Raw genomic sequence first — 15,945 nt, 5'->3', positions numbered from 1 at the left:
AGCGGCGGGACTCGTCGTTTCTGCCCATGGAGGCCAGTGTAAATCCGTCACACAGACGGTTGCGGCCTAGGAAGTGGGAAGCCTCGCCCGACAGGGCGGGGAGCAGTCACAGCGTAGACCTTTCTTGTTTTCGCATGCAGAATATTTCATCAGTGCTTGCAGATTGTTCTGTATTATGAAGAAATATTGTGCATTTAAGGGGGAGGCTGAAATGGTTTAACTTATTGAATCCAAAAAATAGTTTTTTTATTATTTATCTATACAGTTCATTTACAACTATTTTCTGTGATAAACTTGTTTGCGTTTGTTACCTGCTCTGTTTGAGGTGCTTCTGAACACACCATCGCAGCTTTCATTACCTTTATATCTTCCCGATGATGAAACTTTTGCCAGTTTCTTTCCGGGGGAAAACGCCACCCTGTTAGCTGCAATCAAATTGGCCATTAATCAGCCGCATGGCAGCTATATTTATTTTTGGTCCCGCGATAGTGGGGGACGAAGTCATTTGTTGCATGCCGCATGTGCTGAATTGTCCCTGAAAGATGAAGCTGTGGGCTATGTTCCGCTGGATAAACGTGCCTATTTTATCCCGGAGGTGCTTGATGGCATGGAACACTTATCACTGGTTTGTATCGATAATATCGAATGTATTGCTGGTGATGAAGAGTGGGAAATGGCGATTTTCAATCTTTATAATCGCATTCTGGAAATCGGTCGCACTTGTTTGCTTATCAGTGGCGATCGTCCACCTCGTCAGATTGATCTTAGGTTACCTGATTTGGCTTCCCGTCTGGATTGGGGGCAAATTTATAAATTACAACCGCTTTCCGATGATGAGAAATTACAGGCTTTGCAACTGCGGGCAAAATTACGTGGGTTTGAGTTGCCGGAAGATGTGGGGCGTTTCTTACTGAAAAGATTAGATAGAGAAATGCGGACGCTGTTTATGACTTTGAATCAGTTAGATCATGCTTCGATCGTTGCCCAGCGTAAGCTGACGATTCCATTTGTGAAGGATATTCTGCATCTGTGACGATGATGGTGGTTTCACCATCATCATATCTACCGAATTACTACCGGATTAGCCAAGAATATCTTTTACTTGTTCCGGTGGGCGCCCAAGCTTGGCTTTATCACCACAAACGACAATAGGGCGCTCAATCAGTTTAGGATTGGCAACCATTACTTTCAGTAGATCGTGTTGAGTCAGTTTTTCATCGGCCAGATTCAACTCTTTGTATAGATCTTCTTTTGTTCTCATCAACTGGCGCGCATCATGAAAATCAAGCTGTTTTAACAGAACAGATAATTGCTCCACCGTGGGAGGGACCTCCAGATAGAGAATAATCTGCGGCTTAATGCCTTGCTCTTCAATAAGAGCCAACGTTTCACGGCTTTTGGAGCAGCGGGGGTTATGATAAATGATTACCTGGTGCATGAAAGTTCCTTAACGTTTGTATTGATTGTAACGCTGTTGTAGTTGGCGTAACTGGTCGATACGGGCATCATAACGTTCTTGATCATAACTGCCTAATTTTACCAGTGCGCTGGCGCTGCTGAGGTATTTAATGGCATTGCCAAACTGACCACGAAGTGCCATTTCTTCAGCATACGCCGATAATTCTTCATGGCGTTTTCCTTGTTGGGCGGCGGCTTCCCTCATCAGGTGCCAACCGTTTGGGTCATCAGGATTATTGAACGTATAACGGTAGAGCAGCTTGGTAGCCTGCTGGTATTGCTTTGCGCGAATGAGCGCGTTTGCCAGATTAATTTGTAAGACCAAATTGTCTTTTTGTTTCTGTAAGGCGTTCTGTAATCGGGTGATAGCCTGATCTGTTCGGTTCTGTTCAATATCAATATCGGTCATCGTGTCAATAAACCAGAGGTTATTTGGTTGTTTTGCTAATAATGCTTCCAGAATAACCCGTGCTTCAGCATATTTTTTATCCTGAGAAAGTAAGATTGCTTGTCCATAAGCGGCGGCAAGTTGCTCTTTAGCTGTGCCCTTACGGTAATTTTCCAAAATTTGCTCCAGATAGCCGCGTTGCTCCGTAGTATACATTCCCATAATACGGACTCTGGCGAACAGAAAATCTTGAGATTGTGGAACACGCTTGGCGGGATATTGGTTAGCACGGTTACGGGCATCAGCAAGGCGGCTGTCAGGTAATGGGTGAGTCAGCAACATCTCTGGTGGTTTAGAACTGTAACGGGTCTTATCTGCCAGGATTTGCATAAAGTCCGGCATGCCTTGGGGATCAAAACCCGCTTTGCGTAGCGTCTGCATGCCAATGCGGTCAGCTTCCTGCTCATTGGATTGAGTAAAGCTGATCATACCTTGTTGTATACCGGCAAGCGTTCCGCTGAGTGCTGCCATTCCCGCTTGTGGGTTAGCCATCATCAACAGGATAGAACCTAGCGTACTTGCCCAAGCCAGCGGCGCGGCGCGTTGTTGATCTTCCATCATTCGTGCCAGATGGCGCTGAGTAACGTGGGAAATTTCGTGAGCTATAACGGATGCAAGTTCACTTTCATTACGGCTATAACGAAAAAGGGCGGCATGGAGTACGACGTTACCACCAAAGAAAGCGTAAGCGTTGATATTCGGGTTATTGATCAGATAAAAATGAAAAGGTGTTTTAACTGAATCTGCATTAGCCGCCAACCGTTGTCCAAGAGTGTTGATATATTGCGTCAATAATGGGTCATAAATCAGCGGAGCGTTGTCACGCATCTGGCGGACGTAAAAATCGCCCATTGCCAGTTCCTGATTGATGCTCAGGGTTGAACCTGCCGTGGTACCTATATCCGGCAATGAATCTTCAATAGAGGCGCTGAGAACAGAGGGACTTACTAGCAATAATGTACTGATCAATATTGCTGTCAGGGATTGTTTAAACATTATTTTCATAAAACAAAAATGCTCTCATTTAGCCATCGTTTTAGATAATGCGTGTATGATAAACAAGGGTACCTTAAAATTAACCAATTAGTACAATTTTTAATAAAAATAGAAACATGAATATTGCTATCAAGGAGCCTGGTCAATGCTGGATATGATTATACAGTGGTATCGCCGTCGGTTTACTGATCCGCAAGTTATTGCGTTGTTTTTCATCCTCCTGGCAGGGTTTTGTATTATTTATTTTTTACATGGCATTTTGACGCCATTACTGGTGGCGATTGTTCTCGCTTATTTATTGGAATGGCCAACCGCCCAACTGGAGAAGCTGGGATGTTCGCGGACAGTGGCTGTTTGTATTGTGCTGATTATTTTTTCCGGGATCAGCTTGCTGGTTATTCTGATTGTGGCGCCAACGGCATGGCAGCAAGGAATTAATCTGTTGTCGGATATGCCTAATATGCTTAACCGGTTTAATGAATATTCCCAAACATTACCGACCCGTTATCCGGCTTTGGTTGATGCCGGAATCATTGATATGATGGCCGAAAATTTGCGCAGTAAGATTTCAACCGCTGGGGAATCTGTGGTGAAGTTTTCGGTAGCTTCATTGATTGGTTTGCTGACATTGGCTATCTATCTGATTCTTGTGCCACTAATGGCCTTTTTCCTGCTGAAAGATAAAAACCAGATGCTGCAAGCATTACAACGGGTTTTGCCACGTAACCGCATTTTGGCCGGGCAGGTATGGCGCGAGATGAATCAGCAAATCACTAACTATATTCGTGGTAAAGTGACGGAAATGGTGATTGTTGGTATCTGTACCTACGCTATATTCGCATTTCTTAGGTTAGATTATTCGTTGCTGCTTGCTGTTCTGGTTGGGCTGTCAGTTTTAATTCCTTATGTGGGAGCGGTGATTGTCACCATCCCTGTTGTATTGGTTGCTTTATTTCAATGGGGCATCGGGACAGATTTCTGGACCTTGGTTATTGCTTATTTGGTTGTTCAGGGTCTGGATGGCAATTTACTAGTGCCGATTTTGTTCTCTGAAGCGGTAAATTTGCATCCGCTGGTGATTATTCTTTCTGTGATTACTTTTGGCGGCTTATGGGGATTTTGGGGCATATTCTTTGCTATTCCGCTGGCGACGCTGATTAAAGCCGTTATTTGTGCATGGCCGGAGGAGATGGTTATAACAGAAGACGATGAAATAAAAGAATAAATCTATTTTAAATATGAAAGTGGACGTTGTATTTATCTCTGAGTTAATGTCGGTTATTCGTTATTAGGGCAAGTGCGGGATAGAAATCTTCCCTTGTACTTGCCCTTGGTATCTTGAGTTGTTGAATGAGTACGATTAATTTTTTAGCGGTTTTTTATTAAAGATGTTGTTTCAGATAATCCACCACGATCTGATGGTGATCACTGGTCTTAAATTTATCAAAAACATGCTCAATATTACCTTTGGCATCAATCAGAAAACTGATACGGTGGATACCATCATAGGTTTTCCCCATAAACTGCTTCTTACCCCAGGCGCCAAATTGCTCAGCAATTTGATGATCCTCATCGGACAACAATGTGAAGTTCAGCATTTCTTTCTCCACAAAGCGTGACAGTTTACTTGGGTTATCAGTACTGATACCCAGCACCTCAACACCTAACTCCTTTAATGTATCCATTTCATCGCGCAGACCACAGGCTTGTACAGTACAACCAGGAGTCATTGCCTTAGGGTAAAAATAAACTAAAACACGCTGACCTTCGAAATCAGACAAGTTGATTGTTTCTCCATCTTGGTCAGGAAGGCTGAATTGAGGGGCCTTATCACCGGCTTTCAATGGGCTCATCACGTATTCTCCGTTTAATCTTTCTGCTAAAGTGGTTCAAGAATACTAATACTGCCTTGTGCATTTAGATCTGTACATAGCTTATTAAACGCTTGCTTAATAATTATGCCGTCATCATCTAATAGACTGTGAGCGGTAATCTGAATTTGTAGCCGGGCAGGGATATTATCTTCTGGTGACTGTGTTTTTGATACCAGTTCAGCGATATTAAAATCCTGCGTGGTAAACAGATTGGTAAACTGCTCAACAATACCGGGTGAATCATCAACATCAACCTTAACGGAAACCGTGGAAGGAAATGTTGTATGATCATCGCATCTTGTGCGTTTCATGACGAGAAGAAGATCCAGCTCGGCCCCTTTCTGTGGCAGCGAAGATTCAATCATGGTGATAGCGTTCCAGCTACCGGAAAGCAGCATAATGAAGGTGAATTCCTCACCAAACATCGCTAAGCGGCTGTCTTCAATGTTACAACCATATTCACTCACAAGACGAGTGATCGTGTTGACGATACCAGGACGGTCAGCACCTAAAGCGGTTATAACGAGAAAATGTTGTTCTGATTGTGGCAAAGTCACTTTTCCTTCTCTGCTGTAGTTTATTTAAGGTAAACACAAAAAGGGTATACTGCCAAGGTCAATTGTATCAAAGTTGCTCTATTGTTCTCATTCCTTACCTTTGAATTTCAATAAATTACTTTGATTATCACTTCTTTTTAATGGAGGTTATCCGGTATTAACAAAATTCATTGAAATCCTGTGTTAAATAGTTTCCTTCTGTATGACTAGAAAGTACCATTGAACTCTTGTTTGTATAGGGGGGTATGTAATGTCTAGCGGGAGCTTTGAATTTACAGGCAGTATTGTTGCGCTGGTAACACCAATGGATGCGAATGGTCATGTTGATAAGACCAGTTTGAAAAAGTTAATTGATTACCATGTTGCCAGTGGTACATCAGCGATCGTTTCAGTGGGAACAACCGGAGAGTCTGCCACACTAAGTCACGATGAGCACGGTGATGTTGTTTTGACAACGTTGGAGCTGGCCGACGGACGTATTCCGGTCATCGCCGGAACAGGCGCCAATGCGACTGCTGAGGCAATATCTCTGACAAAACGTTTTGAAAACAGTGGTGTTGTTGGTTGCCTGACGGTAACGCCTTATTATAATAAGCCATCGCAGGAAGGTTTATATCAGCATTTTAAAACGATCGCTGAAAATACTGATTTGCCGCAAATTCTGTATAATGTGCCCTCCCGTACAGGGTGTGATCTGTTGCCGCCAACTGTAGCCCGTTTGGCGAAGATTAAAAATATTGTCGCAATTAAAGAAGCTACAGGGAACTTAAGTCGTGTTAGTCAAATCCAAGAGTTAGTTAATGATGATAGCTTCATCTTGTTGAGTGGTGATGATGCAAGTGGGTTGGATTTTATCCAGCTGGGTGGTAAAGGGGTAATTTCTGTTACTGCAAACATTGCGGCTGCTGAAGTGGCTGAATTTTGTAAGTTGGCGTTGAGCGGCCAGTTTGCCGAAGCGCGTAAACTGAATAACCGCCTGATGGATTTACACCATCAACTATTTATTGAACCTAACCCAATTCCAGTCAAATGGGTATGTTACAAACTGGGGCTGATTGCTGATGACACGCTGCGTCTGCCGATGACGCCATTGACAGATGCAGGAAAAGTCTCAGTTGAAAAAGCCTTGAGAACGGCCGGATTACTGTAAAATTTAGGGAATTTTAATGGCAATATTGTTGCAAAAATCAAAGGTGATGAAGGCTGCTGGCATGTCACTGGTAGTGTTATTGGCAGCGTGTTCTGGTGACCAAAGTTATAAGCGTCAGATCAATGATGATGACACGTATCTTGAAACACCTCCTCTGAAAGCGCTGAATGTTCCTGCGGGTATGATATTGCCATTACAAAATGGTGAATATGATATTCTACCAACAGTATCAAAAGGACAGGTTGGCAAAGGGCTTGATATTCGCCCGCCATCGCAGGCATTGACTCTGTTGAGTGGCACCCGTGCTGAAAATAGTGTGAAGAGCAGTAAGTTGCTGCTTGAAAACACACCTGAGAATAGCAATCTGTGGTCACAGATTAATAATGTTCTGCTGAAAAAAGGTTACCAAGTTAGCCGGCGCGATGATGCTGGTCAGACATTGACAACCGACTGGATTAAGTGGCCGCGTGCAGATGAAAACGTTCCGTATCAGATTCGCTATCGTATCAGTATTGCACACCAGAGTTATCAGATTGAATTATCAGTGACCAATGAAGGACTGAGACAAGGTGAGCAACTAATAACTGATCCTATCGAAATCCAACGTTATAACGCACTGATGCTCAATGAATTGGTCGAAGGTGTAAACCAGCAGCGTGAACGGATTAGCGATAATACGGCAGCCCGCAATTTGGGGCCATTAGATGTACAGAGCGGCGGTGATACTTCTGGGTTGCCTCAGATGATTGTTCGTGCGCCATATAATATCGTCTGGGATAGGTTGCCGGCAGCGCTGGAAAAAGCGGGTATGAAAGTGGGTAGCCGCAGCCGTTCGACAGGTTCTATCGCTGTAATTTATAAAGGTCTTAGCGCATCGGACTGGAAATCAATGGGGGTTAATGAACCTTCCATCAGCGAAGGTGATTACAAATTACAGGTTGGTGATTTGAATAACCGAAGTAGCTTGCAGTTTATTAGCGATAAAGGTAAGCCGTTGACCCAAGCACAAAATGATGAGCTGGTTGCAGCATTGAAAGCCGCTTTCAGCCAGACGACAGGATTATAGATATAAATGAAAGGGGCGAAATGAATTGCCCCTCTGTTGACAAAGTGCTGGTTTCTTAGTCAGCACTTTGATCTCATAAAAGTCCGAACAAAAAACGAGCTTGTCTGCATGCTAAGAAGAGTTCTGCCAGCGCGATTTTCCCTGAAGGGGGGCCTTTGAAGGGCAGGTTCTTAAACATCATCTGCTCTGTAAAATTGACTCGACTATCAATATGGGTTGTTTATATACAAAAGACAGACTAGATCTGACAGTCATCCTATTTCTGAAAGCTTAAAATCCTGTTATCAAAATAATTGGGTTTGCTTCTCCACTATGAACGATCATCTAACTGATATATTACTGACTGAGCTGGCAACAAAGCTGGGTATGAATAAACTCTCCTTTGATAAAGAGGGGAATTGTTTCTTACTGGTTGATGACGCTATGCCTGTTATCTTGCGCCGCCAAGAGGAAAATTTAACTATTATTGGTCAGATAAATATGGAACTTCCAGATTCAGTGGATGCTGATACTCTCCGTTATTTACTCACTACAGCCCTTAATCCATTAAATAATAAGGTTCCTGGTATTGGCTGGCATCAGGAACTTGGGGTCGTTGCGTATAGAATATTAACCGTACAGCACCTAACGGCCGATAAGTTGGAACATAAATTGTCTGAATTTATTACCTGGATAAATGAATTTCCAACATCACTATCACAGAAAAATACCTCACAGCCATCTTATGACAGGAGAATGATTTATGATCGAGTTTAAGAATCTTGCTGTATTACAAAATGCCCCATTACAAATACAAGAACAGGTTCGTAACGAAGGCAAACTGCAAATTTCTGGCCGTGAATACCATATTAATGCAGATTTACAGCAGGTTCTGCGTACTCACCCAAAAAGTGATCACTTTGCCCGTTTCTTGGAAGGGGTAAGTAAATTTTTCTCAAGTGGCAGTAGTGCCTCTGTAGCTAAAGAGGCGACTAAAACCCTCTTTTCTACAGAAGGGGCGCAACAACAGCGTCTACAGAGTACAGACTCAGTCAGTCATGCTCGTATGTTGTTTAAGGATGGTAATTTGCGGACACCGGAACAAGCACTGGAGAGATTAAAAACAGCAGATACTCATAAAATGACGGAAGCAATGTTGGCTGAACATTCTCTTTTGCTACAGCGTGCTATGTCAGAATCATTACTGAATACAGAAACGGGTAAAAAATTACAGAATTTGATGGGGAGCCAGGCAACAGCTCAACTTACCAGTAAGCTGGTTGCCCCTGAGCAGTCTTTTGTCAGCTTTGAACAATTGCGTAAGCAACCTTCGGTTTCTGATGCTGTTGCTAGCCTGGAGCCAGTTTTGATGATGGAAGAAAAGAATTTGCTGGCAGCCCAACATCATCAAGAAGTAATAAAAGGGCAAGATCTTAACCAAGGTATTTACGCTGAAACCCTTTCCGAAGATTTTTATAACCCAGGCAAGTTAACTGATGACACTGACCGGGCTGCCGCTTGGATTCTCAAGGCATCCACTTCGGGTGGTAATGAATGGAATAACTTCACAGCGCTACTGAAGGAATATACCCATAATGGAAAGGATTTAACGGATAGCCGAAATCTTAAGGAGCTTCATCATAGGTTGGTTCCAAACATAGAGCGTGATTATCGTGGTCCAGCAATTAGTGGAGGAAGCCTTCCTTCCAGTATAGGTGGTGCGGCGTTGCTGGCACGTCATCTGGAAACTTTGGATAAAGAAGATACTCAGATTGGGAAACAACTCTTTGCGGCTGTCGTTGGGTTTCACGGTTTCACTGATGGTAATGGCCGGATGGGGCGCCTTCTCTATGCGCTGACAGAATTAAGAGCAGGTCAATTTACTCCTCTTTCTGTCCCTACAGAAAACGCTTTGCATGGGATCCACTAAAAGTGCAGGCTAAAGCGCTGGCTTTTTAGTCAGCGATTTTAGCGGATAAAAACTCGTAAAAAAGCGGGCTTGCTTCCATGTTATAAAAGACTCCTCCACCATAATTTCTCCCTGGAAAGCTGCCTTTTGAAGAGCGGGTGCCCAAACATCTTTAGAATTAGTTTGTTTTGTAGACTAACCCGATAACTATAGAAAAAATCGATCTTTTGAACAGGATTTTGTTAGCAATCTGCTTTATTATTTATCTCTGACGTTTATTTAGTAGTGATATTTTGGAGTAATAAGATGCAGAAAAAAGCTGAGTTGTATCGTGGGAAGGCAAAAACGGTGTACACCACTGATGATCCTAATTTGCTGGTGTTGGAGTTCCGTAATGATACATCAGCATTGGATGGCGAACGCATTGAACAGTTTGATCGCAAGGGGATGGTGAATAACAAATTTAACCATTTCATCATGAGCAAACTGGAAGAAGCGGGTATCCCGACACAAATGGAACGTCTGTTATCAGACACCGAAGTATTAGTTAAAAATCTGGATATGGTGCCGGTTGAATGTGTTATTCGCAATCGGGCGGCGGGTTCATTGGTCAGACGCCTTGGTGTTGAGGAAGGTGTAGTATTGAATCCACCTTTGTTCGATCTGTTTCTGAAAGATGATGCTATGCACGATCCAATGGTGAATGAGTCTTACTGTGAAACTTTTGGCTGGGTTAGCAAAGAACATCTGGCTGAGATGAAAAGATTAAGCTACAAAGCTAATGAAGTATTGAGTAAATTGTTTGATGATGCCGGTTTGATTTTGGCTGATTTCAAACTGGAATTTGGTTTGTTTAAAGGGCAGGTGATTCTGGGGGATGAGTTCTCTCCTGATGGCAGCCGTTTGTGGGATAAAGAGACTTTAGACAAAATGGATAAAGATCGTTTCCGCCAAAGTCTTGGTGGGCTGATTGAAGCGTATGAAGAAGTAGCGCGCCGTATCGGTGTTATTTTGGATTAATTACGCAAACGATTACCTGGGCCGAAAGGCCCTTTTACTGGTATAAATTCATCTTGGTTATAATTCTTTCATTTGTTTTTTGTGACCAAATATTATCCGATAATATGAGTAGTGAATATGGATAATTCAATATAGAGTAAGTTACCACTTTATTATTTGTAACTCATTGAAATTATAGGAAATTAAAGATTGGTTAATATTGAATAGGAATTCATTTATATAATCGCTATATATTTGTGGAAATCATTATAATTCGTTGGGATTATTACTGGTTTTTCTCTATTTATGATCCATAACTTGGAGCCAGTTATTTATTATTCACATTGGTGATATATCTTCCAATTAGGATATTAAATAACCTAACAAAGGTATTGACATTATAGAATAAGATATAAATTTTGTTTTCTTGTGATAGTGTTTATAAAGACTTCAATCAGATAGTGATAAATGCGGATATTTTGCGATAATTGCATTTTACTAATTGTGAACAAGATCTTGCTGCTGTAATCGATCTGTTATTAATAATCCCGATGTTATGAATAACATCCCTAATTTTACTGAGGTGCCATAACCAAAAGATGGAAAAAATCATGTCAAAGAAGTTAACTGTATGGCGGATACTGCTACATAGCGCCGTACCATTTAAGGGAACGGTTGTATGTGCTTTTCTGGCTTTAGCCGTGACATTATCATGTGATCTAAGCGGTCCTTATATTATCAGGAATTATGTTGATAAGGCGACATCAGGAACGACTGCTGATCAACTTATCATGCTAGCAATTATTTATATTTTTATCGCGTCGATTGGTGTGATCGGCAGTTTGGTGACCAGTTATATGAGCACCAAGGCCGGTTGGGGTATTGCCGATACCATCAGATATAAGCTCTTTCATCATGTGATGACAGTTTTACCTGTATTGGAAATAGAACGAAGATCGCAGGGAGAGTTGCTGGAAAATATCGAAGGTAATGCTGACATTATAGGAAAAACGATTTCTAAAGCGGGTTTCAAAGCCATTGCTAATTTAGCAATGACACTGGGTACATTGATAATTATATTCAGCGTCATGCCCCAGGCAGGTATTGCTATGGCTATTGTGGTAATACTGGTGGCATATGTATTAATTCAATTAACCCGGCTTTCTGTTCGTCGCTGGCTAATTGCGCGCAATGAGAAAGCCCGAATCTTTGGTTTTATCGGTGATTCATTACATGCAATGGATGATTTACAGCCATTGTCACAGGCGCATTGGCCTGCTACTGCATTTCGTAAAATGCTGTCGATATTGCTCAAATTTGAACGCAGTGCTTATATTGGCGGCAGAGCGTTCTGGCCAATTACTCAGCTCTTCTTTGCTCTGTGTTTCGGCATAGGTTTTGGTTTTGGGCTTCAATTACTTGGTGAAAACAGCTTAAGCATCGGTACATTAACCATGATTTATCTCTACGTTGATAAACTTCGCGAGCCGGTGGAGGATATGTCATCAGAGATAGAGCTGATACAGAAATTATTTGCTGCTTTATCACTGGCGACAAAAGCGTTAAATGAAGGTGCTCCAGGTAAATCATCAGATAATTTGTTGCCTGATGGTCCTCTTTCTATCCATTTTGATAATGTTGATTTCAGTTATAACGGGGAAGAAGCACAGATTTTGCATGGTGTTAATTTTTACGTCGCTCCGGGAAGCAAGATTGGCATTATTGGCAGAACAGGTGCGGGAAAAAGTACCATTCTTAATTTGATGTGCGGGTTTGCGCGACCTGACTCAGGAAGAGTGACCATTGGTAATATTGATGTCTCAACAATTAAACCTGAAGAGTTTGCAAAAAAGGTTTCTGTTCTTAGTCAGCGTTCTCATCTGTTTTCTGCAACGCTGCGAGAAAATTTAACGCTGTTCAGCGATGAAATATCTGACAATCAAATTTGGGAGGTTCTCCAAGAGTTGGATGCGCTTGAATGGGCCAGGGCATTACCTGATGGCCTTGATACGCAGGTTGGCGCTAATGGACGGATGCTGTCGGAAGGTGAAATTCAGATGATAGCGGGCGCCAGAGTGATGTTGCAGCATTGTTCGCTGGTGATTATTGATGAAGGAACATCTCAACTTGATCCCCGGACTGAAGAGAGTTGGCTGAAATTACTTGAAAAATTAAGCAGCAATCGCACCGTAGTGATGGTCGCACACCGTCTTCACACGCTTTCAGCCGTTGATGAAATCATCATTGTTGATGATGGACGGATTCAGCAGCGAATTCCAGAAGCTGAAATCGCAACATTAACGAGCAATCATGGACTTATTGTATGACTATATCCAGTGTATCAACTAAATCCAAAATGTTACCGGCCTTGGTTGACCTCGTGAAAAGGTTTGCGCCTCTCTATTTCATCACCATGGTTGTGTGGACGCTTATGCACGGTTTTCCTCTATTGGTTGGTTACTTGATCAGCCAGTTACTGGATAGAGCGATGAATGAACCTACTGACCCTGTGGTTTGGTGGTTGCTTGCCTCTGCGATTGCAACCATGGTCTTGCGATCATTGGTCCTCTTTTTGGGATTAAGCCTGGATTTTACGCTGATCTTTAAAGTCAGTGCTTACCTGAAAGAACGGGTTTTGTGGGGGGTGAGCCATTGTTCTCACAATCAGAGACACACTTTTTCGCAAGGTGATCTTTTGAACCGCATTCGTGATGACAGTGATGAAGTTGCGGAATTTTTGAGCTGGACCTCTGATTTTCTCTACCGTGCCTTACTTTTAATTATCGCATTAGTTGTGCTTATCAACACCGACACAATAACCACGCTTGCTCTTATGCCTATGGTTGCAGGCCTTTGGATTGGGGCGATACTTAAACGCAAAGTAGGTAATTTACAGGCGAGTAAACGTCAATCCCAGGGAGATATTGCCGGCAAGATTACTGATGTTTTAACGGGTATACGCGATTTGCGTCTTGGCAACAAAATTGAGGGGCAGATTGAGCGATTGTCGCAGAAATTTGTCAGTCGCCGGGCTATTCAAGCCAGACATCAAGTATTTACTGACCTGCTTTCTGGTTTGTTTAAAAATATTGTGATACTTGGAACGTCAGCTGTTTTATTGATAGTTAGTAAACGAATCGTTGATGGCAGTTTTACCGTAGGTAACTTGGCATTATTTTTGACCTACATCGGCTGGATCAGTGAACAGATATTTTTCTTTGGTCGGGCTGTTGCCTATTACAAAAATGCTGATGTGTGTTATGGGCGAATCAAACAGCTTTTGCTAGATAAAAAAGAGACCAAAGAATATGAGCAAGATGAGAAAGGTGAGGCGCTGCATAGGCTGAGTGTTAATCATCTTGCCTGCTCAAATACTCAGCTCCCGATTTCGTTTGAGGCGACGGCTAATCAGATTATTGGCATTGTTGGTGATATTGGAGTGGGTAAAACGACCTTTTTGCGTTACTTGATTGGCTTGGAAAAATCCAGTTCCGGCAGTGTACTGTGGAATAACAGAGAAGTGTTGGGAAATGAAAACTGGTGGCGGAATCCACGTATTGGCTATGCCAGAAAGAAAGCGGGTTTTTTTGGTGGAACGGTAAGACAAAACTTAGCATTGGGTGATACGGATATTAACGATGATGTCATGGTACGGGCTTTGGAGGCGGTAGGTTTGATTCCCGGATCATATGAATTGCCGGAAGGGCTTGATACTGTCATTAATTCTGGCAATGCCGGGCAATTGTCTGGTGGTCAGCGTCAGCGTTTGGCGCTGGCCCGGATGCTATGCCGTCCTGCTGACGTTTATATCGTTGATAACTGTGATTCGTCATTAGATGCAGATACGGCCCGTCGCTTGTGGTCCACTTTACCTGAGCATTGGCCCGGGTTGTGGATTGTTGTTTCATATAATGCCGATCTCCTTGCTAAAGCTGACCATATTGTGACTGTTCAACGACAGAGGGAATTAGCATGAGGCTGGGATAGGCAGTATTTTCCTGGTTGACCAGCCATTCAGAATATTTCTAGGTGGCTGGCATATCGTAGAAGTTAAAGATTCAAAATGGTGGTTTCGCATAGTAAATGCAACATCATTACATTACACACTACGAGTCACTTTCAGAAGACGACTGCACCAATTGATAGCGCTTAGAGCCCGGTGTGCATATGACTTCTGATAAAATAATTTCAGAATGTGCACCAAAGCGGGATGTGGGTATGATGTTAGACATAGCACAAATTATCGAACATAAGACAATGTTTCTTAAAATAGGCTCAGCTATTTGTAGTGGCCTCACCACTTCAATAATTGACCCGGCAGACATATTCCAGGGGAGATAGACCGCTTCCTTTCTGCATGGAGAGAAGCACTATCAGAGATAGAGCTGGCGAATGCAGGCCATGAAAGCTTGGATGTTGTTAACGGACCAATAGCGCGAGCCCATTTATACCGGATGCCTGCCGGTGCTTTTGATCAACTTTTCTTGATCGTACACCATCTGGTTGTCGATCCCTATTCATGGGAAATACTTACGGTGGACTTTACCCATTTACTTGACTGTAAGACTCTACCCGGTGAAGCCACAACTCCTTACTTCAAGTGGGCACGCAGATTACATCAATTGGTACAGAATGATTCTGAAAGTCTGGGGTGTCAATATTGGTTATCTCAAGACTTTAACCATGTTCAACACCTTATTGAGGTCAACACTCCCTGTGAAGAAGAAAATATGGTTGAAGTCACGACGATATTTGATAGTAACTGGACAAAAGCATTCCTTCATGTAAATGGGAAAGACCAGCATCCCGCCATTCGTCTTTTAGCGTTACTCGCCAGGGTTATTGAATGGTGGCTACCTGCGGAACAGGATGACATTCTAATTGAACTGGGTGGGCATGGTCGGGAAGATATATTTGAGGATATTGAACTGGGCAATACCGTTGGATGGTTTACCTCTATGTTGACAGGCTTCGGGAGCCGATGGAGGACATGTTGTCAGAGGTGGATCAAATCCAGAAATTATTTGCTGCTTTGTCACTTGCGGCAAAAACGTTAAATGAAGGTAACTCAGGTAAATCATCAGATAATCTATTGCCTGATGGTCCCCTTTCTATTCATTTCGATAACGTTGATTTCAGTTATCACGGGGGAAGAAACACAGGTTTTGCATGGTGTTAATTTTTATGTCGCTCCGGGTAGTAAAATTGGCATTATCGGTAGAACGGGAGCGGGAAAAAGTACCATTCTTAATTTGATATGTGGATTTGCGCGACCCGTCTCAGGAAGAATAACCATTGGGAATATTGATGTCTCAACAATTAAACCTGAAGAATTTGTCGTGTGTATGCTTAAGGTGATCAACACACTGGCGTCGGCATCGGATGAGGACCCGTTAACGTACTTATCGTAATTAGGGCTTTGCTTGGGAAGTAGGAAGCTAAAGCGCCTTCTGCGAACTGTTCTTTTTATCGTTATTTTTGGGTAATGAAATGGTATATGCTTTTTCTA

Annotated in this window: 15 protein-coding genes and 1 pseudogene; 12 read left to right on the top strand and 4 right to left on the bottom strand. The window is 42.6% G+C overall.

The features are described 5' to 3' along the window. A pseudogene (locus tag ABR397_RS25010) lies at window positions 1-70 on the top strand (RNA-guided endonuclease InsQ/TnpB family protein); the annotation flags it as partial. A gap of 255 nt (window positions 71-325) precedes the next feature. Continuing rightward, on the top strand, window positions 326-1,033 hold the full coding sequence (hda, locus tag ABR397_RS08460) for a DnaA inactivator Hda (protein ID WP_021324482.1): 708 nt from the start codon (window positions 326-328) through the stop codon (window positions 1,031-1,033). A gap of 48 nt (window positions 1,034-1,081) precedes the next feature. Here hda and arsC read toward each other — a convergent pair whose 3' ends face one another. Continuing rightward, window positions 1,082-1,438, bottom strand: coding sequence for an arsenate reductase (glutaredoxin) (gene arsC, locus ABR397_RS08455; protein ID WP_350305346.1), 357 nt, complete (start codon window positions 1,436-1,438; stop codon window positions 1,082-1,084). 9 nt (window positions 1,439-1,447) lie between these two features. After that, complete coding sequence (bepA, locus tag ABR397_RS08450; RefSeq protein WP_350305345.1) at window positions 1,448-2,911, bottom strand: beta-barrel assembly-enhancing protease; 1,464 nt, start codon at window positions 2,909-2,911, stop codon at window positions 1,448-1,450. 136 nt (window positions 2,912-3,047) lie between these two features. Here bepA and ABR397_RS08445 point away from each other — a divergent pair, with 136 nt between their 5' ends. Then, the gene (locus tag ABR397_RS08445) at window positions 3,048-4,127 is read left to right on the top strand and encodes an AI-2E family transporter (RefSeq protein ID WP_350305344.1); all 1,080 of its coding nucleotides are present in this window, start codon (window positions 3,048-3,050) and stop codon (window positions 4,125-4,127) included. 157 nt (window positions 4,128-4,284) lie between these two features. Here ABR397_RS08445 and bcp read toward each other — a convergent pair whose 3' ends face one another. Continuing rightward, window positions 4,285-4,755 (bottom strand): thioredoxin-dependent thiol peroxidase, encoded by a 471-nt coding sequence (gene bcp / locus ABR397_RS08440; RefSeq protein WP_350305343.1) that lies wholly within the window; start codon window positions 4,753-4,755, stop codon window positions 4,285-4,287. Window positions 4,756-4,781: 26 nt separating this feature from the next. After that, window positions 4,782-5,327, bottom strand: coding sequence for a glycine cleavage system transcriptional repressor (locus tag ABR397_RS08435; RefSeq protein WP_350305342.1), 546 nt, complete (start codon window positions 5,325-5,327; stop codon window positions 4,782-4,784). 256 nt (window positions 5,328-5,583) lie between these two features. On the opposite strand from ABR397_RS08435, the gene dapA reads away from it, so the two are divergent. The 9 genes from dapA to ABR397_RS08390 all read left to right on the top strand — a co-directional run bounded on the left by dapA (window position 5,584) and on the right by ABR397_RS08390 (window position 15,847). Further along, the gene (dapA, locus tag ABR397_RS08430; protein ID WP_350305341.1) at window positions 5,584-6,483 is read left to right on the top strand and encodes a 4-hydroxy-tetrahydrodipicolinate synthase; all 900 of its coding nucleotides are present in this window, start codon (window positions 5,584-5,586) and stop codon (window positions 6,481-6,483) included. 16 nt (window positions 6,484-6,499) lie between these two features. Further along, complete coding sequence (bamC, locus tag ABR397_RS08425; RefSeq protein WP_350305340.1) at window positions 6,500-7,549, top strand: outer membrane protein assembly factor BamC; 1,050 nt, start codon at window positions 6,500-6,502, stop codon at window positions 7,547-7,549. A gap of 312 nt (window positions 7,550-7,861) precedes the next feature. Beyond that, window positions 7,862-8,305, top strand: a complete 444-nt coding sequence (locus ABR397_RS08420) for a type III secretion system chaperone (protein WP_350305339.1) — start codon at window positions 7,862-7,864, stop codon at window positions 8,303-8,305. Continuing rightward, a complete protein-coding gene (locus tag ABR397_RS08415; RefSeq protein WP_350305338.1) occupies window positions 8,292-9,458 on the top strand; it encodes a VopS family T3SS effector adenosine monophosphate-protein transferase in 1,167 nt (388 codons plus the stop codon). Before ABR397_RS08420 ends, ABR397_RS08415 begins: the two co-directional genes overlap by 14 nt. 285 nt (window positions 9,459-9,743) lie before the next feature. Further along, window positions 9,744-10,457 (top strand): phosphoribosylaminoimidazolesuccinocarboxamide synthase, encoded by a 714-nt coding sequence (purC, locus tag ABR397_RS08410; protein WP_350305337.1) that lies wholly within the window; start codon window positions 9,744-9,746, stop codon window positions 10,455-10,457. 590 nt (window positions 10,458-11,047) lie between these two features. Further along, a complete protein-coding gene (locus ABR397_RS08405; RefSeq protein ID WP_350305336.1) occupies window positions 11,048-12,763 on the top strand; it encodes an ABC transporter ATP-binding protein in 1,716 nt (571 codons plus the stop codon). Further along, on the top strand, window positions 12,760-14,412 hold the full coding sequence (locus tag ABR397_RS08400; protein WP_350305335.1) for an ABC transporter ATP-binding protein: 1,653 nt from the start codon (window positions 12,760-12,762) through the stop codon (window positions 14,410-14,412). Before ABR397_RS08405 ends, ABR397_RS08400 begins: the two co-directional genes overlap by 4 nt. Window positions 14,413-14,845: 433 nt before the next feature. Next, window positions 14,846-15,493 (top strand): condensation domain-containing protein, encoded by a 648-nt coding sequence (locus ABR397_RS08395; protein WP_350305334.1) that lies wholly within the window; start codon window positions 14,846-14,848, stop codon window positions 15,491-15,493. Next, window positions 15,494-15,847 (top strand): ATP-binding cassette domain-containing protein, encoded by a 354-nt coding sequence (locus ABR397_RS08390; protein WP_350305333.1) that lies wholly within the window; start codon window positions 15,494-15,496, stop codon window positions 15,845-15,847. Window positions 15,848-15,945 lie beyond the last annotated feature (98 nt).

Origin of the sequence: Photorhabdus viridis, from assembly GCF_040256935.1 — a bacterium.
GTDB lineage: Bacteria > Pseudomonadota > Gammaproteobacteria > Enterobacterales > Enterobacteriaceae > Photorhabdus > Photorhabdus viridis.
This window is presented reverse-complemented; position numbering and strand designations above follow the sequence as displayed.